Origin of the sequence: Mucilaginibacter gossypiicola, from assembly GCF_900110105.1 — a bacterium.
Classification (GTDB): Bacteria; Bacteroidota; Bacteroidia; order Sphingobacteriales; family Sphingobacteriaceae; genus Mucilaginibacter; species Mucilaginibacter gossypiicola.
Window position 1 is genome coordinate 149,401 of the sequence record NZ_FOCL01000002.1, and the last position, 21,112, is coordinate 170,512.

A 21,112-nucleotide genomic window follows, 5' to 3' on the forward strand; every position below is an offset into this window, starting at 1 on the left:
CAAATATAATGAAAGAGCATCCGGATTATTTAACCCTCAAAAGAAATGACCACTGCTTAACAAATCCTGCTTTATTCATAAGCCTTTTTTTGGAGTTTAGGCAACATACAGCTCAACTAGCTGCAAAAGATAAATAGTCAATTGATAAATTGGCGATGTTTAATTTACAATGCGGACCATTACATTTAAATCGACACCCCCTATCGCTTTCTTTTTCCAGTGATCATCCTCATAGTACCAGGTGCCACTATTTAATAGGCCTATTGCAAAATGATTATCTGAACTATAATTGTCTAACCATTCTAAAGAGACGAGTACAGTTCCCTTAACTTTAATAGCGTAAGGTGCTAAATCCACCGAGACCCTATTTTTACCTCGCGGTATTGCACCATAAATGATTTGGTCAGTTAACTTTTTGCCGGGCGTTGCATCATTAAAATCATACACATTTATTTTAAACTTTATAGGGTCTGATTCGATGTTTTCTGCATCAAAGTTCAGTTTAAGCATTTGTACAAGTTTACGGCCTGCGTTTATTTTTATGCCTATCTGGTTGCCGAGGGACATATTAAAGTTACAATAGTTTGAACCGGAACGGGGCTTATTGCCGATCAGATGAGTTTTTTCCTGTCCTCGGCTTGTGAGTGCCAGCGAGCCTAACAGCAGTGTGGCTGCAAGGCATTTTAGCTTGAAAGCTTGATAAATCATATATTTAATTAGTTATCTATGGATGATAAAGTTTGACAGAAGATTTGCTATGCCAGGAAAGCTTGGTAACCGAAGCATACATGGCGATACTTGTGAGCTCATTAATCATAAGCTCCCTTCGATATCTAGCTCTGATATCCAAACTATCAGGCAACCTTCATGATGAGTTTTCGGCCGAACACTTGATTCGTTTCCATCATCTCATGTGCTTTCTGAACGGTTTCGACGGCAAGGTTGCCTACTATGTTTATTTCCGGAGCATCTATTTTCCCTTGCTCGATCAACAGGGTTAACAGATGTAGCGTTTGTCCATACCAATTCAATCTATTACTCAATGCAAAAGCATAACCTGATATATTGATAATAGAAGCGCCCTTATCAAATAAAATTTCCCGCGTTTGTTGCGTGCCCAAGAACGTAACGTCAACATAAGTGCCATTGACCTTTAATACTTCGGCAGCTGTATCTGCCATTTGACCACCAACAAGATCAATAGAAAAGTCAAAGCCTTCACCATTACGAGTCGCCTTGATTTGCTCGGTTGCATCTTTGTCCTTATAGTTGATGATCTGATGCTCATTGAGTCCAAGCGATTTTAATGTTTCCTCACTTTCCGAACTTCCTGCAGTGGCCACAATTTTATGTGAGCCGTACGCCTTTAAAAGCTTAATCAAAAACCGGCCGACACCACCGGCGGCCCCATTGATGAAAATGCTGCTTTTTTCGTAGGCGTTCATTCGGGCAAAACAATGCCATGCTGTTACTCCGGATGAAGGTATGGCAGCTGCTGCTTCAAAGCTGATATCTTTCGGTTTTAATGCTAGGAGATCCTGATTTAAGGCGATCAATTCCGCATAGGTTCCATTTGACCCCCGACTGCCCGCTAACGACATTACCTCATCGCCGGGTTTGAAAAAATCAACCTTACTTCCCGTTCTTAAGACGATACCAGAAAACTCTCTGCCTAAAACAGGTGATTTCATCAACCTGCTCTCCCGCCTACCCAACCTCATTTGATAATCAATAGGGTTAAAACCGGTCGCTTTTATTTGAACTAATACTTCATCGTCCTGTATTTTTGGTTCTTCCATTTCCGTAATACTGAAATTGGAAACGTCTCCAAAGGCGTTTAATACAATTGCTTTCATTGTTAACTATTTTGATTTTACACTTAAGGACTTTCCAGGTTTGACCAATATTTGCGCCGGTTGCTCTTGGATAGTTGATTCGTTAAATAGAAATCAACAAGGAATGCGAAAGGCGTGCTTATAAATCTTCTTTTCGTCCAAACGCGCCAGGGCCAGCATGAACGAGTCCGATAACCAAAGCCCCGAATGCGGCTGTAATCAAGCAAGTAAGAGGGGTGCCCCTAATATCAGCAAAATGGAATAGTACAATTGATAGGATAAACATTATCAATCCTGCAATTAAATTAGGGATGGGCGTATTACCAGCAAGACACGGATAGTTTTCTTTTGTAATACCTTTGACAAAATGAGGAACACCGTTGGCGCCAAAAAGGCCGCCGAAAAATGAGAGTAAGATAGATTGCCACATAAACAGAGTAATTATAATTTTTTTAAGGGTATACAAACAGATCAAGGCGTTCCGGCTGCTTTGAAGGCCCAGTCTACTACTTGGGCAATTGTTTCCAGGATCGCATTCGCGCCGTCGCCGGATTTCACGTTAATATCGGCGAATTTGTTGCCGTTGCTACGGGTATGGAGAATGATATAATAGATTCCACCGACCAATAATGCGGCGACAGCCCTAAAATTCACTGTTGAATTAATAAAGTGCGGATCTGTAATCTCAAGAAAGTCCTGGCCAAGACTTTCCCGGGCATTGTGAATACTTTGCATCATTCTATTCCCTCCATTCAATTCCATCAGGATCAAATTCTGCATTTCCTTTTCCTGCAAAAAGAATTTAAATAATTCCTGTAAAATGCCGCTAATGATCATTCCGCTTTCCTCCGTTTTTGCCTCATTGAGAAGTTTTTTAAGTTGATCGCTAAAAAGCATCCAATAATCGTTTTCTATAATATAAGCTTCGGTGAGGTTATTTAAATTCCCAAAATAACGGTAAACCAATTTTCGATCGACACCGGCAATGCGCGCGACGCTACTTGTTCTTACGGCGCGAAAACCCTTCGAATTAATAATTTCCCCTACCGCATCGATAAGCTTTCTTTTAGTGAGATTTTTGTCCTTCATCAGATGAATGTTTACGACAGAATATTACAGCATGATCCAAAGAATACCGGCAACTTATCTGAGCTGATCTGTCACCAAAATCCCTTGAGCAACTTTACACACGTCACCGCTTACAAGAATCTCCATTGATTCTCCTTTTAAAACTGCCTCTACAAAAAGCTGGCTAGGCCGGCCAAGATTTTCTCCTTGACTTAATCGGATAATAGTACCGGGATTTTGAAACCCAAACCTTACGAGATAGGCCCCGATAGGACCTGCGAGACTGCCTGTTGCTATATCTTCCGTAGCTCCATCATTATCCCAACTTCTTATACTTAACGTCGGAATTTCGAGTGTGCCAATGAACATAGCACCCCAATTCCGAATCGTGTTTTCCAGGTCTGGTATGTTTATTTTTGCTGACAAGCCATTTTTTTGCAACGGAATGATAACGTAAGGCAGGCCGGTTGAAACAACTATCGGATTACATCCCGGATATAGATCTTCCGGGTTTAAGCTAATACTCGAAAGTAACATGCCAGTTTCATAGGCATTTAATTCTTTGCCGAACTCTGCAGTTCCCTGATTCATGATCGCCCTATAACATAGGTCCTTTTTTTCCGTGATGATCGAAATCGACTTTTGATTCAATTCAAAAATCCAACTCGCCTTTGCTGCAGCAGGCTGGTAGAGATCGTGTAATGTAGCAGCCGCGCCTAAAATGGGATGGCCCGCAAAATCCAGCTCTTCCTGACGAGTGAAAATACGCGCCCGGGTTTTTTCAGCGTCAGTTTTTAGCAGGAAGATACTCTCAAAATGTCGCATTTCCTGCGTGATTTTAAGCATCTGGACTTCGTTAAGTTCTTCAGCTTCTGTAAAAACTGCAAGACTATTGCCGGAGAATGGTTGGTCTGAAAAAACATCGACGTGGTAATAGGGTATCCTGTTCATATTCGAATGTGATGTTAATTTTTTTTAGTAGTGATTTGATAAGGCGTCAACGCATCCGGCAAAATGAATTGGAAAACTTATCCCACTTATGCTATATGACTCACGTTGTCAGTTTTGTTCTATCAAGCGAGGATAATCGATGTAGCCTATGTCGTTGCCCTCATAAAAGTACTCCGGAAATCCTTCTGTCAATGCTGCTCCTGATCTGAAGCGTTCAACGAGATCAGGGTTTGCAATGAATGGCTTGCCAAAAGCGATCAGATCCGCCAGATTGGCCCTTAATGCAGCTTCCGCAGATTCGGCGGTGAAACCTCCTGCCAGGATTAAAAGATTCTTGAAGCGTTTGCGAACATCCTTGATATATTCAATAGGAATAATAGGTTCGCCATTAATTAAGCCGCTGGACAGATGGATATAAAGAATATCAAGCTTGTCGAGTTCAGTAGTCAGGTATTCCTGCGTGGCCCGTTCTTCTGCATAAGGTGGCAGGTCATTCAGCTTAAGGTACGGCGACAATCTTACACCCGTGCGCTCTTTACCGATGGCCGCGGAAATACCTTCGACAATTTCTAGCAAAAACCTGGAGCGATTAACAATATCCCCTCCATACTGATCGGTGCGTTGATTAGTGTATGGGTGAAGAAATTGTTCAGCTAAAAAACCATGCGCGCCATGTACTTCCACACCGTCAAAGCCTGCGTATATGGCGTCTTTTGCTGCGATAACGTGCTGTTCAACAAGTTCCCGCACTTCTGTTGTACTAAGGGGGTTAGGTTCAGAAATCGGCAGGTGACCCTTATCAGCCACGCGAACCGTATCACGCGCTGTAACTGCAGAAGGAGCCACAAGTGGTGAACCATCTTCGTTATTAGCTACATGACCGATACGTCCCGTATGTACTAGTTGCATGATGATCTTGCCACCTCTCGCATGAACCTCGTCGGCGACTTTTTTCCAGGCGGCCTTTTGTTCAGCATTATAAATTCCCGGGGTGTGCAAGTAGCCCTTGCCGTTTGGCGTAATTGCAGTATTGTCGGTAATAATTAGACCGGCACCGGCCCTTTGGCCAAAATAAGTGATAGCGGAAGATGGTGGGATACCATTTATGGCTCTTCGTCGGTTCATAGGTGCCATGACAACCCGGTTCTTTAGCGTAAGGTCAGCAACAGATAAAGGGGATAACAGGCTTTCAAGTGAATCCATTTGATTTCGATTTTGTAATTCTTTATAAAGGTTTTCAGGCAATTGATCTGTCCAACTTAATTTTTAATTGGGATTGCCAATGGCCTGAGCGGCGAGGCACTGGCACCCCTGAGTTTTAGCGGCAGACCAATGAACAGGAATTCATTGACATTCGCTTTTGACAAGCCTTCGAGGTAAACCAATTCCATAAACATGACGCCTTTTTGTGCCAGCAAATAGGTATGTCCGGGTAGCCAGTTGTTGCTGTCTGAAGAAGGCAGGGCTTCCAAAGCCAGGTTATCACCACCCAAAGTCATCACCCCTTTTTCATCGACCAGCCATTTTAATGCTTCCAGGTTAATACCTACACCATTACCGGTAAATTTTGCAGCGTCTGTATAAAAATATTTCATTAACCCTGTACGGATCAGCACAACATCACCCTTCTGTATTTGCAGCTGTTCCGTTTGCAGTGCGCTCTGCACATCCTTCAAGGTAATCACATAATTTTCAGGCAATATGTCCAGGCCCTTGTATTTCGCCACGTCTATAAGTATCCCCCGGCCGATAACCGGCGGTATATTTTCCGCACCGCCTTTTTTCCAGCCGCGGTCACTGAGATATTGGTCGGCTTCAAATCCGTTGTATATCTTACCGTGCAGACCGAAGTGGGCCAATGCGTCAATATGGGTACCGGTATGGGTGTACATGGATACAGCATCGCCGGTATAACTTACTTTACTGTTCACACTGTCTCCCGCGTGTGTAATATCACCTACCCGGTTACCGCGTGGCGTATGGGTGAGCCAATATTGATAAGGCGGGTCACCCAATGCGGTAAAGCTTGGCATCCCGATGAAATATTCTACGCCTAAATCATACACTTTTCCTGTTCTTATCGCGGAGAAGAGTGCCAGGTTGTTTTTTTCATTTATCAGGTTTAACCTGCCAATCTGGTCGTCCGCCCCCCAGGGGCTGACGCCGGAACGCTCGGTTGAATTGACAGTCTGCGAATAACCTGCAGCGCTGAAGGTAATTAACAAACCGAATAATATTGATCCTTTGATATTCATGTTCAATTCTTTTGTTCCTTCAAAATTACCCCACAATTTCATGGGTGCCTTGTATTCCGAAAGGTTGTTTATGTAAGTTTGGAGGAATCATCGCGCAACCACCGATCCCTTCGAGCTCCGTTCGGGGAAATAACTTCCTGGGATATGTCGGCGAAGATTTACAATATTTAGTTAGTCGGCTAACTAAAATTATTATCTTTGTCTTTATGAATGGACAAAACCCAGGCTCGGTAAGCAAACTGCTTGTTCAGATTTGCAAGCTCCGCAGAAATAAAAGCAATACTTTATTGGCAACGGCAGGCCTGCATTCTGGCCAGGATATTCTTTTATACCACTTAAGTGTAGAAGATGGACAGACCGTTTCCGCCCTGGTAGAGAAAATCTGTATCCAGCATGCCACGATTTCAACGATGATAGACCGGATGGAAGCCGCCGCTTTGATCCGCAAAGAAAAGGATTCGCTGGATAAACGCGTATCAAGAATATACCTGATGCCTAAAGGAAAAGAAGCTTTATCGCAGGTTGTGCATATCTGGAATGAGCTAGAGGCTGTCTCACTAAAAGGATTAACCACAGATCAGCATTCGCTATTGGCTGAGTTATTACAGTTAGTGCTGAAAAATCTCAGCTAAATTTTTTTATTAAAATAGTTAGCCGACTAACAAATACATTAAACATGAGTATAAAAAATCAAAAAAAACAGAGCTCCAAAATATTAGTTGTGGGCGCCACCGGAAAGGTAGGCAGGCAAGTCCTCAAAAATTTGATTGATCTGGGCGAGACTGTCAGGGCCTCAAGCCGAAATCCACAAACTGCAAATTTCCCTGCGGCTGTTGAAGCTGTTACCTTTGATCTGGAGAGGCCGCAAACTTTTACTTCCGCGCTGGAGGGTGTTAACAAGGTTTTTCTTTATGCTAATAACGGGGCAATACAAGACTTTGCTAACTCGGCAATCCTTTCCAGTGTGGAACATATCGTATTGCTTTCATCCTCATCAGTAATTAGCGGCGATGCCAATAACTTTCTTGTACAACGCCATTTGGCAGCGGAGCAAGCGATCATTGAATCGGGAATTCCCTTTACCTTTTTGCGGCCGGGTGCTTTCTCAGCAAACACCTTGCTTTGGCGCCATCAGATCATACAAGCAAATAAAGTCCGTTTTGCCTATCCATTAGCAGAAACAGCCCCCATACATGAATTTGATATTGCTGCCGTTGCAGCTAAGGTGCTCACGACTCCCGGCTACGAAGGCCAAAGCCCGCTCCTGACAGGCCCGGAATCTTTGACTCAGCATGGGCAACTGGAACTCATTTCAGACGCCATCGATAAGAAACTCGTGTTTGAAGAACTCGAACCGGATGAAGCGCTTGCATCAATGAGCAAAAACATGCCGCCAGCGTACGCCAATATATTGCTGAAGGTCATGAAAGACAGGGTTGGCATACCCGCTAAGATTTCCAGCGCGGTGGAAGAAATAACTGGAATTCCACCGAAAAACTTTAGTACTTGGGCACAGGAAAATAGTATGCTGTTTCAATAGCGGCTTTATGATCTGGGCATGCGGATAAATATTCTAAGCCTGAATCATACACTTTTCTTGTTCTTATCGCGGGCACGAGCGCCAGATTGTTTTTTTTTATTTATCAGGTTGGACCTGTCAATCTGGTCATCCGCACCCGGCGGCTATGCCGGGATGCTCGGTTGTGTTGTAGATCTGTGAATAAGCTGTCGCGCTGATGGAACTAAGCAATCTGAAAAATAGAAATTCTTTCATGTTCATGTTCAATTGTTTATGTTTAGTAAAATTACCCCGCTATTTCCGAGTTGCTTGTATCTTAAAGGGTTGTTTATGTAAGTTTGGAGGAATGATCGCGCAACCAAATTTCTATCCGTTTGAAATTCGTACCGAGGAAATGGCTTCCTGGGACTTGTCGGCGAAGGTTTTTAATTTTTTCGAGATCATTCAGATTTTGGATGGCAAGGGCGAACGTCACTTTAACGATATCAAGCTGCCGTATCAGTCGGGCCAAACGTTTATTTATACGCCGCAGGATTGCCGCTCCTTTACAATAGTTGAACCGACCCGGTTTTTATTTATCCGTTTTACAGATGTATTGTTCGCTAATTGTGAGAGCGCCGATCAGCGCGAAAGATTAAGCGCATGGATGAAAAGCCTGGAATATCTTTTTCTGAACCATAACAAGGCAATAAACGAACTGGTACGAACCAGTGCGGATTGTAACCTGGTGCAGGGTGTTATGGCAGCCATTGCTGCCGAAGCTTCAAATCCGCAATTACATTCCCGAAGTAATATTCAGCACCTTTTGCAAGTACTACTTCATATTTTTGCACGGAATATTTTACCTGACACCAATCCGCTGCAGCCCGTGTTTAAGGATGAGCCTTTGATTAACAGGTTGACAGGCTACATTCGTAAGCATATTTATAATGCTGATCAACTTCGGATAGAAGATTTGGCCACATTTGCCGGCTTATCAAAAAACTATATCGGCGAATATTTCAGTAAGCGTACCGGGGTGAGTATCCGGCAATATATTTTGGAGTACCGACTTAACCTGGTGAAAATAAAACTCCAATACAGCGACCTCACGGTCTCAGAAATAGCCCATGAACTGGATTTCAGTGACGAAAGCCATTTAAGTAACTTGTTTAAAAAGTATTTTTTGGTGAGCCCGACCGCGTTTCGGAAGAAACTGACCGAAGGCCAATCACAACAAATAGCTAACCTATCAGGCAAATCGAAGTTCTCAGGTTTACATCTGACGGCTTCCTAGCGCGATTTTACTACGGTAATTTGCATCTTCCAGAATTTCATTTACAGATTCGATAAGAGGCTCTTTCGCACCTTTTTGTGTAGTGCAAATCACCCCCTACACCGATAGCATTATATAAAATCGATAACTTCGTCTGAAACATCTCATCACTTATGTTATTTCGCTTTCCGCCAAATGTTGCCCCCGTGAACGACCCCACTTTTTTAACTGCGGGCGAGTCAGTTTTTGCAAAGCTGAAGATAGAGTCAAAAGCGGGAAAACGAACGGTTTTCCTTACTGAGCATACGCTTATATTTGTGATCAGCGGCATAAAGCTGCTACATTTTGCCGAGCAAACACTTAAGGTTACGCCAGACTGCGTCTTTCTCTTAAAAAAAGGGATTTATGTCATGGCAGAATACATTGAGGAAGGAATGAATTTTGAAGCATTGATGTTATTCATACCCGAAAGTATCTTAAAGTCTTTCTTATTGAATTCGCAACTTCGACTGGTCAATAAAGAAAACGTTCCCTGTGTCGTTTTAGCGGCCAATAGCCTTATCCAAGATTTTAAAGCGCAGTTTAGGCAATATTTCGACCATCAGCTTTTTGATTACCGGCATCTTATTCCACTCAAACAGCAGGAAATATTGACGCTCTTGTTTTCATCCGGATACAAAAATGAAATGACTGCATTTATTCAAAGTGCGGTAAGCATAGATCCTTTAAACATGAGTGCAATTGTAGCGGAGAATATTTTACAGCCAATTACTATCTCCGAACTGGCCAGGCTTTGCAACCGCAGTCTTGCCACTTTTAAGCGGGATTTTAAGAAACACTACGATTGCTCACCGCGGATTTACATCAACAGGCAACGATTGATGCATGCCCGAATGCTATTGCAAACTACAAACAAGCGTATTTCCGATATCGCTTCCAGTTGCGCTTTTGAAAGCACTTCTTATTTTACCCGTGCATTCAAGCGCGAATTTGGCGTAACCCCCCAGGCAATAAGAGCCGTTATTGCTATGGAATGAGCTGTTTGGGCAATATACGTCCACCACAACCCAATACATTTGCTTTAAAAAAAGCATATGAAAATTTTAATAATCGGCGGACATGGAACTATAGGCAAAAAAGTTGTAGCAAGGCTTTCCCAAAACCACCAGGTGATCATCGGCGGTCGCGCGTCTGGTGATCTAACGGTAGATATTACATCATCTTCCTCCATTCTGGCAATGTTTGAAAAAACCGGCAAGATAGATAGTATAATATGCACGGCCGGAACAGGTTACTACGGTCCTTTTTATGGCATGACGGAGGATCACATAATGCCAGGTATTAATGGTAAATTGCTGGGACAAATCAATCTCGTTTTATTGGGGAAGGACTATTTAAATCCGGAAGGTTCAATAACCCTGACAACAGGAATTGCAGCCGTTCACCCTGCCCGAAATGGAGCGGCGGTGGCCATGATCAACGGCGCAATCAACAGCTTTGTGTTGGCGGCATCCCAGGAGTTAAAGAATGATCAAAGGATTAACGCAGTGAGCCCCGGACTCGTAGAGGATAGTAAAGACCGGTATGGCGCTTTCTTCCCAGGCTATAATCTGGTGCCAATGGAAAAGCTGGTGAATGCTTATATCCTTAGCGTAGAAGGTTCTGTTAATGGGAAGATTTTAAAGGTATATTCGTAATATATACCCCGTTTATACCCTAAGAGCAAACCCCGGCACAGCGTTTTCCTTAAAACCAAAAAGTATCCTGACAGGTTAATGCCCATTTGAGCAAAAGGGTTGGTATACCCGATTAATTTTCACAGCAAATAAATTGGTTCGCCTTATCTCTACTGAGCAAAGCTGGATTTTTCCCTTTTAGAGTGACCTGCAGTTTTGTGATTGTAATCACGAACCGGCATCGCTTCCGATCATAATTTTGGTTTAAAAAGATGAAGCAAAATTTGATCTTACTACACGGATTGTTCGGGGGATTAAGTAATTGGAAAGAAGTCATTGATTATTTCAAAGATCAGTTCAATATTTATGTTCCCGAACTTCCGCTTTATGAAGATCACAAGATAGATAGGCTGCATTCTTTGCTTAACTTTCTCGAATTGAGTATTGATGCTGCCGGACTGCAAAATGTAATATTGGTTGGAAATTCACTTGGCGGACATATTGCGATACTTTACACCCTTAAACATCCTGAAAACGTTTCAAAATTGGTGCTAACCGGCAGTTCAGGACTTTATGAAAATACCCAATTTGGCAGTTATTTAAAACGGAACAATTATGAATACATCAAAGACCGGGTGGCTGCCACGTTTCACAATCCTGCCTTCGCAACAGACGAGCTTGTTGCTGAAGTTTTAAATGTGACGACCAATTCTTTTAAATGCCTGTGTGCTATAAAAACTGCAAAGGCAACTCAGCGGGATAACGTGCTCGCCAGACTTCCTCAAATTTCAGTTCCGGTTTTATTAATATGGGGAGATAGCGATCAGATCACACCGCCGGCTGTTGCTTTTGAATTTAAAGATCATTTGCCCAATGTAAAACTTGTGATGATTTCCGAATGTGGACATGCTCCTATGATGGAACATCCGGAAAAATTTAATGATGCTTTAGATCAATTTTTGCAGGAAAACGCCTAGCCGCTTTTAAATTAAAACAATGATTTCGCGGGCCTGTTGAAAAGGGATAAGGTCTACGCTATGAAAACATTAAAACTGACAATTGCGATATTTCTGCTGGCCGCGACAGCAGCTTTTGCACAAACCAAATTACAACCGGTTTACAGCGACAATACTTACCAGTTCACCGGCATTGCCGTTTCGGCAAAGGGCCGCTTGTTCGTTACTTATCCGCGCTGGTCTGACACCTATAAATACGGCGTGGTGGAAGTGGTGGGCGGTAAACCTGTTCCGTATCCTGACGTCGCTACCAATGCCTGGGCGCCGGGCCAGGATGGTATGAACAAATGGGTTTGCGTGCAAACAGCTTACGTGGATGACCAGGACAAATTATACATTGTCGATCCGGCTGCTCCAAAACTGGGCAAGGTTTATAACAACAGCGCCAAAGTAGTCAGATTCGACCTGGCGACCAATAAGGTCGAAAAGGTTTACCGCTTTCCCGGCACCATAGATAATCAAAGCTATTTAAACGATATTCGCGTAGATACCAAAAAGCAAATAGCCTATTTGACCAATTCCGGTACCGGTGGTATTGTGGTGCTGGACCTGAGGACAGGGCAATCAAGGCAGGTTCTACAGGCGCATAAATCCACTCATCCCGATCCGAATGTGAAATTCATCATTGATGGCCATGAATTAAAAAAACAGGGGCAGCCGGTCGCGTTTCAGTCAGATGGTATCGCCTTATCGCCGGACCACTCTTATTTATATTATAAAACGATCACGGATAAAAAGCTGTTTCGGATTCCTACTGCCGCATTAAACAATCCGGCACTGAGCGGGCAGCAACTAGCCGGCCAGGTTCAGGACCTGGGTAATGTCAGCAATACCGACGGCATGGAGTTTGACAGCAAAGGAAACCTTTACTTAGGTGACCCAGTGACCTACAGTATGGTGCAGGTAACGCCTGACCTCAAACCGCATACATGGATTAAAGACAGTAAACTGATCTGGCCGGATACTTACAGCATTTCCAAAGACGGCTTTATTTATATTACTACGTCTCAGATCCACAAGCAGCCGGATTACAATAACGGCGTGAATAAACGTACCAGCCCCTACATGGTGTTTAAGGTAAAATTACCATAATGGAATTTAGGGGATTCGTTAAGGTTAAGGGCGCAAGGGAGCATAACCTCAAAAATATCAGCCTGGAAATACCTCGTGATGCCCTAGTGGTATTTACCGGTATTTCTGGTTCCGGAAAGTCATCACTCGCCTTCGGCACTTTATATGCCGAAGCGCAACGACGTTACCTGGAATCTGTTTCGCCCTACGCCCGTCGGTTATTCAATCAGATGGCGATCCCTGAGGTAGATGAAATAGAAGGCTTACCACCGGCCGTAGCTTTACAGCAGCAGCGCGGCGGAACATCAACCCGCTCATCCGTCGGCAGCGTAACCACGCTTTCCAATCTCTTACGCATGCTGTATTCCCGTGCCGGCGATTATCCGGAGGGACAAGGCATCATTTATGCCGAATCTTTTTCGCCTAATACACCTGAGGGTGCTTGCCCCGAATGCCATGGCTTGGGTAAAGTTTATGAGATCACTGAAAAAACGATGGTGCCGGACGATACCCTAACCATTCGCGAGAAAGCCATTGCCGCCTGGCCATCCGCCTGGCAGGGCCAGAACCAGCGCGATATCCTGACCACAATGGGCATCAGTATCGATACCCCCTGGAAGGATCTCCCTAAAAAAGACCGCGACTGGATCCTGTTCACGGAAGAACAGCCCGTGGTTCCGGTATATTCTGGTTATACGCATGAAGAGATCCAGCGCTTCATCAAAAATAAAAGGCAGCCGGATTATATGGGTACCTTTACCGGCGCGCGCCGCTACGTCCGCCATACCTTCGCCAATACCCAAAGTGCACTGATGAAAAAACGGGTAAGCCAATATATGCTGAGCAGTGAATGCCCGCTTTGCCATGGTAAACGCCTAAGACAGGAATCGCTTTCCATTAAGTTTGCTGGTTACGATATTGCGGAAATATCGCGGCTGGCGCTGAACAGGCTGGCCATTATTTTTGAGCCTTACGCGACGGGCAGCGCACCTGCCCTCAAAAAACTGGAAGCCAAGCATCCCGAAAAAGTAGTAGTGGCCCAACGTATCGCCGAAGATTTCCTGGCCAGGGTACAGGTGATGCTTGACCTGGGTTTAGGTTATTTAACCATAGAAAGAAGCACACCCACTTTATCACCCGGCGAATTGCAAAGATTGAGGCTGGCAACACAAGTACGTTCTAATTTATTCGGGGTGGTGTATGTGCTGGATGAACCGTCGGCGGGACTGCACCCGGCAGATACCGAAGCGCTCTTACGCGCGCTGGATAAACTCAAGGCCTCGGGTAATTCGCTCTTCGTCGTCGAACATGAGATCGATGTGATCCGTCATGCGGACTGGATCGTAGATGTCGGCCCGGCAGCCGGAGAAAAAGGCGGTCATATTTTGTATAGTGGTTTACCTGATGGTTTGAAAAATGTGGAGGCTTCGCTTACCCGGCATTATATCTATAATGATATGCCTAAGCCAACGAGCGATTCCAGGATACCCACAGGCTGGCTGAAACTGGAGGGCGTCACCCGCAATAACCTAAGCCAGCTGGACGCAGCTTTTCCTTTAGGCGTTTTGACCAGTGTAACTGGTGTTTCCGGTTCTGGCAAAAGCACGTTGGTCAGCCAGGTATTAGTAGAATTGGTTGCCGACCAATTAGGTTTACAGGTAGATATATCCGGCGATAACGAAGCCGATCCGCTGGAACACGATGAGGTCGTGACCTTGGGCGGTCAGATCACCGCCGGTATGAAAAACATCAAACGGATGGTCGTTGTCGATCAAAAACCGATCGGTCGGACACCGCGATCCAACCTTGCCACTTATACCGGTCTCTTTGATCATGTGCGCAAACTCTTCGCCGCTACTCCTTTGGCGAAATCTCGGAAATATGATGCCGGGCGTTTTTCGTTTAACGTGGTAAAAGGTCGCTGCCCGCATTGCGAGGGTGAAGGCATGGTCATGGTCGAATTATTATTTCTGCCCAGTGTGTACACACCCTGCCCAACCTGCGGCGGCACGCGCTACAATCCCAAAACACTGGAAATTCAATACAAGGACAAGAACATCGCCGAAGTGCTCTCCATGACTGTAGACGAAGCGGCCAACTTTTTCGATGAGGATGCTGCCGTCAGCCGCGCGCTGGAAGTGGTGAGGGAAGTTGGTTTGGGTTACCTGCGGTTGGGACAGCCCGCCACCGAACTTTCGGGCGGTGAAGCCCAGCGTATTAAGCTGGCAACCGAACTGCAACGCGCCCAGCATGGGCAAACCTTGTACGTCCTGGATGAACCGACCACCGGCTTACATCCATCGGATGTGGAACGGTTAATGCTCCAATTGAATCGCCTGGTCGACGCCGGAAATACGGTGATATTGGTAGAACATGACATGCACGTGATCGCGGAAAGCGACTGGGTAATCGATATTGGCCCAGGTGCGGGTGAGGATGGCGGCAAAATAGTTGCCGCCGGTGTTCCGACAGACATCGTTAAAGTAAAACGAAGTCGTACGGGCCCATACCTGGTCAAATATATTTAAAGCTAAAATTAACTTTTATGACAGACCGGCCCAAACAAACCGGCCTGGACTACAAATAGTTTTCGATCATCTGGCTGAATAAGACCTCGGCTTGCCTGGCTTCATAAGATCCAGCTGCTGCTGCCTGCTGTATCTCCGGTTCGTCAAATTTTGCTGTAACCAGCAGCATGGTCTCAAACGAAACACCCTCGATGCTCTCGATATTTTTGATATAACTATGTCGCAATTTAACCCCCAAATCGTCTCAATTGCCCCTTCCGATATTTCCTGAAAAAACCCAATTTTAGGTTATGAAACTCGACATCTATCTCAATTTTCCCGGCAACTGTGAGCAGGCGTTTAATTTTTACGCGCAGCAGCTCGGCGGTAAGATCACGCTGATGACCGTGCATGAGCAAGCGCCACCCAACTTTCCAAAGGAATGGGCTGAACCCATTTTGCATGCGGTCATCGAAATCGGCGGTACCACCGTCCGGGGAGCGGATATACCCGGCGCGGAAAACATGCGCAGCGCCTATCTGACACTTAACCTGGAGACCGCCGAAAAAGCGGAGGAAGTCTACGCGATACTAAATCAGGACGGCGAAATCTTCATGCCCCTGGCGCAAACACCCTGGGCAAACCGCTTCGCTATGCTGCGTGACCGGTTCGGCGTTTCCTGGATGTTATTGAACCAAGAATAAAAACCATAAAAATGAGAAAAGTACTCTTTGCGATGAATACCAGCATTGACGGCTGCTACGATCACACCTTTGCGGCGCCCGATGCTGAACTGATGTATTATTTCACCGACCTGATGAAGGAAACCGGCGTGATTGTCTATGGCCGCAAGACCTATGAGCTCATGGTGCCCTTCTGGCCCGACCTGGCCAAAAGCAAAGACGGCAGCCCCGAAGACGTCGCTTTTGCCGAAGCCATGACGCCGATACCCAAAATTGTTCTGTCACGCACATTGGCGACCGCCGATGCCCGGATCGTCCGCGAAGATCCCGAAGGACTTATCCGTGAACTAAAACAACAACCCGGCCAAACGATCGCCCTGAGCAGCACGACCTTATTGCCGCAAATGCTCAACGCTGGACTGATCGATGAATTGCGTTTAGTGGTTCATCCGGTATTGATCGGTGATGGCCAGCATTTGTTTAATCAATTGGAGGTAAAAACAAATTTTGATCTGGCGGGAACCCGGCAATTCAAATCGGGCGTTATCGCACTACATTACCAGAAAAAATAAAGGAAGGCGTAATAGTTTTAATGAAAGAATGTTCACGTTTCACGATCCTGTCTTTGCGACAGACGAGCTTGATGGAACATCCGGAAATATCTAATGATGCTCTAGATCAATTTGCATGACAACGCCTAGCAGCCAAAATGATTGGCAGAATTTCAATCACAAAAGCTGCCCCGTAACTTTACCAACTGCAAGCGAGCTCTACTAACCGCCTCCCTGCTTAGGTATAGATACCTTGCGATATTGGTAAGCGATATCTTTTGTATGATCATTGGCCGGCGTTCCAGTAAATACTGATAGCGCTTGACCGGGCTTTTTAAGGATAAAATGTATTGATGTTCGGATTGTTGTTCTGTCAATTCCTCGTACAACTGTAAATTCACATGCAGAAGACTATTGCGCTGTTCGTAAAATGGCTGCAGCCTTTTTAGATTTATTTTTAAGATCAGCGCATCTTCCAGCGCTACAATGCTGACAGCAGAAAGGGCCCGCTTTTTATAACTTTCACAGTTGGCCAGGAGATCATTTGGGAAACCGAATTTTATAATTTTTTCATTTCCACTTTCATCTAAAATAGCATATTTGAACACTCCTGAAATGACAAACGCCGAATGTCTTGCCACCTTTCCATGCTTTAAAAACGCTTCCCCTTTTTTAATTCTTTTGATAGTAGACATTTGGTCAAGTAACCGCCATTCGTGATCATTGACTATTGGGTATCTTTTATGAAGCTGCTCAAACCATTTTGGTAATTCTTGTTTCATCGTATTGAAATTAATTTATGCTGATGTAATAGATAGCTGACTTATCATATGGGCCGCCTCAGCTTAGGCGGCATAAAAGCAGAAGCGCATTTGATAGTTTATAGCTTAATGTCATTGAAAAACTTCAGTTCAAATACGATTACCGCTTCACCAAAAAGATGAACACGATTACCGATCCATTCACATACAATACTACCGGTTCTTTCGGATGCCTGAAAGCCTTTCATTTTTTTCTTTTTCAATTTCCCGCCCCAGTAGGTAGCCAGGTAGCAATGCGCTGAACCGGTGACCGGGTCTTCATTAACGCCAATGGCAGGACCAAAGCACCTGGTTACAAAATCATATTGCGGATCGCCCGACTTCGCTGTGAAGATGAATAGTTGCTGCGTATGTGTCTTCAGCAGTTCAAAATCCGGTCGGATTTTTCTTACTTGTTCATCATTTTCCAGTTCAATCAGGCACCAGCTGCGATCTGTGCCTACGAATAAGGGTTGCGTATCGGCAAACTTTTCAATAACGGAATCACTTATAGCCGCGTTAATGAAATTTGCCGGGAAATCCAGCCGGATCCCATCGTCGCTTAGCGCCGCGGATAATTCCCCGCTTTTCGTATGGAAAATCAAGGGTGATTTGATGTCAGCCAGGCCGGTCTCATAGATGACCTTAGCAGCCGCCAAGGTACCATGGCCGCATATGTCAACTTCCGTTGATGGGCTAAACCAGCGCAGGTTAAACTCCTGCGGATTATCTCCGTAAGTAACGAACGCGGTCTCCGAATAATTAATTTCCTTGGCGATGTCCTGCATCGCTTCGGTCGAAAGCTCGTGGCGGCTAATGTATACGCCGGCCGGGTTGCCTTTGAAGGGTGCGGAAGTAAATGAATCTACGGTGTATATGCTTGACATTTTGAATAGCTTGAATTAATAGGTTTTATATTTTGCCGGTGTATGTGCTCGTTCAATTTGTGGTCAGGTAAAGCTACTATTAGATTGACATTAGCGACTTGTATCCTGAAAGGGTGTTTATGTAAGTTTAAAGGAATAAGAAACTCAAGATAAGTAAGCCATGTAAGCGATGAAACTAAGGAGCGAAATCGTAATCAGGGCCGACCAAAGGCCTTTTAAACTTTCTTTATGCTTTCGCGGGTGCACAGTCAATAAAACGATCATCAGGATAAGCAAGAGGGATGAACCGAACCGGAATTGCTTTATGAGCAGGCCGGGTCCCGCCAGCAATTCAATGACCCCTGAGGCATAATAGACCCAAACCGGGTGATGCTTCAGGTAGCTCGCTTTGGCCCATTTCCAAAATGATAAATTGTTGCCCCATATTTTTAAAAGGCCGGTCAGCAAAAAAAAGATTCCGGCAATTACATTCAGTATAGTTGCAAGGTGTTGAAGGGTCATTAGCATTTTTTCTTTCAAAATTAAAATAAGGTAATTGTATATTCGCCCAGGTTACCTCTTGTTAACCCGGTAACCTATCGTACACCCGGATAATCTTAGAAAACCATGGAACACACCAGCACGGATTGTAAAGAACTATTCCTGTCAATGCAGGATTTCGGGGATCTTTGGAGTGGCAAATGGAAAATCCAGATCATCCTTTATCTTTCCATCAATAAGCATAAGCCGGTCTTTTTCACACAAATGCGGAACGACATTATAGGCATTTCTGCTAAAATGCTCTCAAAGGAGTTAAAGACGATGGAGATGAACCAATTGATCACTCGCATCGTTCATGCTACGAACCCTGTGACTGTAGAATACCGGATCACCGCGCATGGCGAAACTTTTGCGCCTGTTGCACAGACAATGATCTTATGGAGCGTCGGGCACCGAAGGCTTATCCTAAACTCATTTCCCTCCTAGCTTCATACGCTATTCCTGTCCTATAGCAGTTGAAACCACCTGGGTACATTGTTGTTTATCAGTATCATTTTGTAATCTTAAGTTTGTTTCAGCTTTTGAATAACACAAGCTGGTGCTCTTTTCGAAGAATGTGAGACTTTTAATTTACAAGTTATGAAGGAACGACTAAAGTCCTATTTAGAAAAAAATCTGCCTATCGATACTGAGCAGTTGAACGCCATCATGGATCGTTTCACCTTTAAAGCTATTCCTAAAAATACCATCCTGCTTTCAGCCGGAGATATTGCCAGGGATGTTTATTTTGTTTGCAAGGGAAGCATCAGGACCTATTATTACAGCAGGAACGATATGGAAAAAACAAGGTACGTAGGATTCGAGGAGTCCCTGGTCACCTCCATACCTAGTTTTATTTCGCAAAAGCCGTCAATAGAATATGTAGATACGCTGGAAGATTCTGAAGTTTGCGTCATCAGTCGGAGTGATTTTTACCAGCTAGTCGACGAGGTCCCCGCGTGGGCCCGGTTTTATGTAAGGCTGCTGGAAATTGCTTATCAATTTCAAAACGATAAGATTGCAGCCCTTACAACAGTTTCCGCAAAACAGCGATTTGATAATTTACTCAAAGAACATCCGCACTATTATCAGCGCCTGTCTAATCGTATACTGGCTTCATATCTTGACATTAGAGAAGAAACGCTAAGCCGTTTGAAGTCAAAATAGAAGGGACAGTTGTTAGGAACATCTTTGAATGCCCCGCCTCTAAGCGTAACACAATTAGCTTCTATGTCTATCAAATTTAGGCTTTGAGTACACTTTACTTATTATGTGTATCACTCTCATGTCTGCCACCTTTGACTGTCTATATTCTTTTGATTCCTACACATTGTATGGAGAATAGGTGATTTGTAAAAATCGGATATGTGCCTGATAATTATCGAATTAACCTAAACTACTTTTTATTAATCATATTCGGGCTTTTATTATTGATTGGACTGTTATTTGTATAACATTTGAACAACTGGGGACAAATGGGAAAACGTGTATTGGTAATCGATGATGATGAGGATATCCTGGAGATATTGAATATCGTATTTCAGGAAAACGGATATGATATCGTATTGTCAAATACTGGGGAGGCGGCTGAACATATCCGGGTCATTCAGCCGGATATCGTATTACTGGATGTGCGTATCGTCGGATCTGCTAAAAGTGGTCCTGAGATATGCAAGGAAATCAAATCTCAATTAGCAACCAGGCACCTGCCCGTATTGCTGATCTCTGCCGAAACTGATTTGGCCATGTTGGCTCAGGAATGTGGTGCTGATGCATACGTTGCCAAACCGTTTGATATTTTTCACCTGTTATCTCATGTAAAAGATTTTATATCTTAGTTGTGTAAAAGCACAGGCAGATGTCAGATCAACCAGAAAAATCGCGATCACCAAAACATATCAAATTAGGGTCAGAAAAACTAAAAATGTTCTTCGTTAATCACCTTAACCGGATCTATTTTGCCAAGGCCCACCTAGTTAAATGGCTACCTCAACTTAAGAACGAAGTGTCTTTCAACGACTTACAATTGGCCATTCAGGAGACTGTTGATGATGTTGAAAAGCAAATGGCCAGAATGGAGGTCATTTATGAATTGCTTGATGCGCCAATTTCAAAAGGCAGTATTAATGGGTTAACAGGCCTGGTAGATGATGCTTTCGAGGCTATAAAGGAACAGAGGGGTGAAGCCGAACTGCGGGATATGTCAATTATTTTTTATCTGCAAAACATCGAAAGCGTAGAGATGGCGTCATTCCAAGTGTTGCAAATGGCGGCGGTAAAGATTAAAAACAAACAGGTAAAGCAGTTGCTAAGAGAAAATTACGATGAAGCAAAAGCCGACCGTACACTCCTTCTGTTAATAGCGGCAAAGTACATTACCAAATAATGTCCATATTGATTATTCAATTAAGTGTGACATTAAATTAAAAGGTGTAATTGTGAGGTACTATAAAATGTTATTGAAAATTAGCCACCGAATGTAGAAGTTCAAACGGTGATTAAATTTTGCATATATAACT

At 44.1% G+C, this 21,112-nt stretch carries 24 protein-coding genes; 14 read left to right on the top strand and 10 right to left on the bottom strand.

Annotated elements, in window-relative coordinates; genetic code table 11:
- Window positions 1–159: 159 nt before the first annotated feature.
- From BMX50_RS05730 to BMX50_RS05760, 7 genes are all read right to left on the bottom strand, one after another.
- Window positions 160–708 (bottom strand): hypothetical protein, encoded by a 549-nt coding sequence (locus tag BMX50_RS05730; protein ID WP_091208998.1) that lies wholly within the window; start codon window positions 706–708, stop codon window positions 160–162.
- A gap of 146 nt (window positions 709–854) precedes the next feature.
- A complete protein-coding gene (locus tag BMX50_RS05735; RefSeq protein WP_091209000.1) occupies window positions 855–1,856 on the bottom strand; it encodes a quinone oxidoreductase family protein in 1,002 nt (333 codons plus the stop codon).
- Between the two features lie 118 nt (window positions 1,857–1,974).
- The gene (locus BMX50_RS05740) at window positions 1,975–2,265 is read right to left on the bottom strand and encodes a hypothetical protein (protein WP_091209003.1); all 291 of its coding nucleotides are present in this window, start codon (window positions 2,263–2,265) and stop codon (window positions 1,975–1,977) included.
- Window positions 2,266–2,306: 41 nt separating this feature from the next.
- On the bottom strand, window positions 2,307–2,924 hold the full coding sequence (locus tag BMX50_RS05745) for a TetR/AcrR family transcriptional regulator (RefSeq protein WP_091209006.1): 618 nt from the start codon (window positions 2,922–2,924) through the stop codon (window positions 2,307–2,309).
- Between the two features lie 54 nt (window positions 2,925–2,978).
- The gene (locus BMX50_RS05750; protein WP_091209009.1) at window positions 2,979–3,854 is read right to left on the bottom strand and encodes a PhzF family phenazine biosynthesis protein; all 876 of its coding nucleotides are present in this window, start codon (window positions 3,852–3,854) and stop codon (window positions 2,979–2,981) included.
- 108 nt (window positions 3,855–3,962) lie between these two features.
- Window positions 3,963–5,057: an alkene reductase gene (locus BMX50_RS05755; RefSeq protein ID WP_091209011.1), complete on the bottom strand. Its 1,095-nt coding sequence runs from the start codon at window positions 5,055–5,057 to the stop codon at window positions 3,963–3,965.
- Window positions 5,058–5,113: 56 nt separating this feature from the next.
- Window positions 5,114–6,109, bottom strand: a complete 996-nt coding sequence (locus tag BMX50_RS05760; RefSeq protein WP_091210331.1) for a cyclase family protein — start codon at window positions 6,107–6,109, stop codon at window positions 5,114–5,116.
- Between the two features lie 206 nt (window positions 6,110–6,315).
- On the opposite strand from BMX50_RS05760, the gene BMX50_RS05765 reads away from it, so the two are divergent.
- From BMX50_RS05765 to BMX50_RS05810, 10 genes are all read left to right on the top strand, one after another.
- On the top strand, window positions 6,316–6,741 hold the full coding sequence (locus tag BMX50_RS05765; protein ID WP_091209013.1) for a MarR family winged helix-turn-helix transcriptional regulator: 426 nt from the start codon (window positions 6,316–6,318) through the stop codon (window positions 6,739–6,741).
- Window positions 6,742–6,785: 44 nt separating this feature from the next.
- On the top strand, window positions 6,786–7,649 hold the full coding sequence (locus BMX50_RS05770; RefSeq protein WP_091209016.1) for an NAD(P)H-binding protein: 864 nt from the start codon (window positions 6,786–6,788) through the stop codon (window positions 7,647–7,649).
- A 325-nt stretch (window positions 7,650–7,974) separates the two neighbouring features.
- The gene (locus BMX50_RS05775; protein ID WP_167667821.1) at window positions 7,975–8,904 is read left to right on the top strand and encodes an AraC family transcriptional regulator; all 930 of its coding nucleotides are present in this window, start codon (window positions 7,975–7,977) and stop codon (window positions 8,902–8,904) included.
- Between the two features lie 152 nt (window positions 8,905–9,056).
- On the top strand, window positions 9,057–9,920 hold the full coding sequence (locus tag BMX50_RS05780) for an AraC family transcriptional regulator (RefSeq protein WP_091209021.1): 864 nt from the start codon (window positions 9,057–9,059) through the stop codon (window positions 9,918–9,920).
- Window positions 9,921–9,977: 57 nt separating this feature from the next.
- A complete protein-coding gene (locus tag BMX50_RS05785) occupies window positions 9,978–10,580 on the top strand; it encodes a short chain dehydrogenase (protein WP_091209024.1) in 603 nt (200 codons plus the stop codon).
- Between the two features lie 251 nt (window positions 10,581–10,831).
- Entirely contained in the window at window positions 10,832–11,536 is a 705-nt protein-coding gene (locus BMX50_RS05790; RefSeq protein WP_091209026.1) for an alpha/beta fold hydrolase, read from the top strand.
- Window positions 11,537–11,596: 60 nt separating this feature from the next.
- A complete protein-coding gene (locus tag BMX50_RS05795) occupies window positions 11,597–12,667 on the top strand; it encodes an L-dopachrome tautomerase-related protein (protein ID WP_091209029.1) in 1,071 nt (356 codons plus the stop codon).
- On the top strand, window positions 12,667–15,174 hold the full coding sequence (gene uvrA, locus BMX50_RS05800; RefSeq protein ID WP_091209032.1) for an excinuclease ABC subunit UvrA: 2,508 nt from the start codon (window positions 12,667–12,669) through the stop codon (window positions 15,172–15,174). The genes BMX50_RS05795 and uvrA overlap by 1 nt, the downstream gene beginning before the upstream one ends.
- Window positions 15,175–15,464: 290 nt before the next feature.
- The gene (locus tag BMX50_RS05805; RefSeq protein WP_091209035.1) at window positions 15,465–15,857 is read left to right on the top strand and encodes a VOC family protein; all 393 of its coding nucleotides are present in this window, start codon (window positions 15,465–15,467) and stop codon (window positions 15,855–15,857) included.
- Window positions 15,858–15,868: 11 nt separating this feature from the next.
- Window positions 15,869–16,408 (top strand): dihydrofolate reductase family protein, encoded by a 540-nt coding sequence (locus tag BMX50_RS05810; protein WP_091209037.1) that lies wholly within the window; start codon window positions 15,869–15,871, stop codon window positions 16,406–16,408.
- A gap of 152 nt (window positions 16,409–16,560) precedes the next feature.
- Here BMX50_RS05810 and BMX50_RS05815 read toward each other — a convergent pair whose 3' ends face one another.
- From BMX50_RS05815 to BMX50_RS05825, 3 genes are all read right to left on the bottom strand, one after another.
- A complete protein-coding gene (locus BMX50_RS05815) occupies window positions 16,561–17,169 on the bottom strand; it encodes a Crp/Fnr family transcriptional regulator (protein ID WP_091209040.1) in 609 nt (202 codons plus the stop codon).
- 98 nt (window positions 17,170–17,267) lie between these two features.
- On the bottom strand, window positions 17,268–18,074 hold the full coding sequence (locus BMX50_RS05820; RefSeq protein WP_091209041.1) for a PhzF family phenazine biosynthesis protein: 807 nt from the start codon (window positions 18,072–18,074) through the stop codon (window positions 17,268–17,270).
- Between the two features lie 144 nt (window positions 18,075–18,218).
- On the bottom strand, window positions 18,219–18,575 hold the full coding sequence (locus BMX50_RS05825) for a hypothetical protein (protein ID WP_091209044.1): 357 nt from the start codon (window positions 18,573–18,575) through the stop codon (window positions 18,219–18,221).
- Between the two features lie 105 nt (window positions 18,576–18,680).
- Here BMX50_RS05825 and BMX50_RS05830 point away from each other — a divergent pair, with 105 nt between their 5' ends.
- The 4 genes from BMX50_RS05830 to BMX50_RS05845 all read left to right on the top strand — a co-directional run bounded on the left by BMX50_RS05830 (window position 18,681) and on the right by BMX50_RS05845 (window position 20,979).
- Complete coding sequence (locus BMX50_RS05830; protein WP_091209047.1) at window positions 18,681–19,040, top strand: winged helix-turn-helix transcriptional regulator; 360 nt, start codon at window positions 18,681–18,683, stop codon at window positions 19,038–19,040.
- 153 nt (window positions 19,041–19,193) lie between these two features.
- Entirely contained in the window at window positions 19,194–19,760 is a 567-nt protein-coding gene (locus BMX50_RS05835; protein WP_091209050.1) for a Crp/Fnr family transcriptional regulator, read from the top strand.
- Window positions 19,761–20,068: 308 nt separating this feature from the next.
- A complete protein-coding gene (locus BMX50_RS05840) occupies window positions 20,069–20,431 on the top strand; it encodes a response regulator (RefSeq protein WP_091209052.1) in 363 nt (120 codons plus the stop codon).
- A gap of 20 nt (window positions 20,432–20,451) precedes the next feature.
- Window positions 20,452–20,979: a DUF892 family protein gene (locus BMX50_RS05845; RefSeq protein ID WP_091209055.1), complete on the top strand. Its 528-nt coding sequence runs from the start codon at window positions 20,452–20,454 to the stop codon at window positions 20,977–20,979.
- The last annotated feature ends 133 nt before the right edge of the window (window positions 20,980–21,112 follow it).

Excerpts from the sequence above, each read along its gene's own strand:
- BMX50_RS05730 (WP_091208998.1), bottom strand. The coding sequence starts at position 708 with ATGATTTATCAAGCTTTCAAGCTAAAATGCCTTGCAGCCACACTGCTG.
- BMX50_RS05845 (WP_091209055.1), top strand. The coding sequence starts at position 20,452 with ATGTCAGATCAACCAGAAAAATCGCGATCACCAAAACATATCAAATTA.
- BMX50_RS05755 (WP_091209011.1), bottom strand. The coding sequence starts at position 5,057 with ATGGATTCACTTGAAAGCCTGTTATCCCCTTTATCTGTTGCTGACCTT.
- BMX50_RS05830 (WP_091209047.1), top strand. The coding sequence starts at position 18,681 with ATGGAACACACCAGCACGGATTGTAAAGAACTATTCCTGTCAATGCAG.
- BMX50_RS05785 (WP_091209024.1), top strand. The coding sequence starts at position 9,978 with ATGAAAATTTTAATAATCGGCGGACATGGAACTATAGGCAAAAAAGTT.
- BMX50_RS05780 (WP_091209021.1), top strand. The coding sequence starts at position 9,057 with ATGTTATTTCGCTTTCCGCCAAATGTTGCCCCCGTGAACGACCCCACT.
- BMX50_RS05825 (WP_091209044.1), bottom strand. The coding sequence starts at position 18,575 with ATGACCCTTCAACACCTTGCAACTATACTGAATGTAATTGCCGGAATC.
- BMX50_RS05765 (WP_091209013.1), top strand. The coding sequence starts at position 6,316 with ATGAATGGACAAAACCCAGGCTCGGTAAGCAAACTGCTTGTTCAGATT.
- BMX50_RS05815 (WP_091209040.1), bottom strand. The coding sequence starts at position 17,169 with ATGAAACAAGAATTACCAAAATGGTTTGAGCAGCTTCATAAAAGATAC.
- BMX50_RS05810 (WP_091209037.1), top strand. The coding sequence starts at position 15,869 with ATGAGAAAAGTACTCTTTGCGATGAATACCAGCATTGACGGCTGCTAC.
- BMX50_RS05805 (WP_091209035.1), top strand. The coding sequence starts at position 15,465 with ATGAAACTCGACATCTATCTCAATTTTCCCGGCAACTGTGAGCAGGCG.
- BMX50_RS05820 (WP_091209041.1), bottom strand. The coding sequence starts at position 18,074 with ATGTCAAGCATATACACCGTAGATTCATTTACTTCCGCACCCTTCAAA.
- BMX50_RS05745 (WP_091209006.1), bottom strand. The coding sequence starts at position 2,924 with ATGAAGGACAAAAATCTCACTAAAAGAAAGCTTATCGATGCGGTAGGG.
- BMX50_RS05760 (WP_091210331.1), bottom strand. The coding sequence starts at position 6,109 with ATGAATATCAAAGGATCAATATTATTCGGTTTGTTAATTACCTTCAGC.
- BMX50_RS05790 (WP_091209026.1), top strand. The coding sequence starts at position 10,832 with ATGAAGCAAAATTTGATCTTACTACACGGATTGTTCGGGGGATTAAGT.
- BMX50_RS05840 (WP_091209052.1), top strand. The coding sequence starts at position 20,069 with ATGGGAAAACGTGTATTGGTAATCGATGATGATGAGGATATCCTGGAG.
- BMX50_RS05795 (WP_091209029.1), top strand. The coding sequence starts at position 11,597 with ATGAAAACATTAAAACTGACAATTGCGATATTTCTGCTGGCCGCGACA.
- BMX50_RS05835 (WP_091209050.1), top strand. The coding sequence starts at position 19,194 with ATGAAGGAACGACTAAAGTCCTATTTAGAAAAAAATCTGCCTATCGAT.
- BMX50_RS05735 (WP_091209000.1), bottom strand. The coding sequence starts at position 1,856 with ATGAAAGCAATTGTATTAAACGCCTTTGGAGACGTTTCCAATTTCAGT.
- BMX50_RS05750 (WP_091209009.1), bottom strand. The coding sequence starts at position 3,854 with ATGAACAGGATACCCTATTACCACGTCGATGTTTTTTCAGACCAACCA.
- BMX50_RS05770 (WP_091209016.1), top strand. The coding sequence starts at position 6,786 with ATGAGTATAAAAAATCAAAAAAAACAGAGCTCCAAAATATTAGTTGTG.
- uvrA (WP_091209032.1), top strand. The coding sequence starts at position 12,667 with ATGGAATTTAGGGGATTCGTTAAGGTTAAGGGCGCAAGGGAGCATAAC.
- BMX50_RS05740 (WP_091209003.1), bottom strand. The coding sequence starts at position 2,265 with ATGTGGCAATCTATCTTACTCTCATTTTTCGGCGGCCTTTTTGGCGCC.
- BMX50_RS05775 (WP_167667821.1), top strand. The coding sequence starts at position 7,975 with ATGATCGCGCAACCAAATTTCTATCCGTTTGAAATTCGTACCGAGGAA.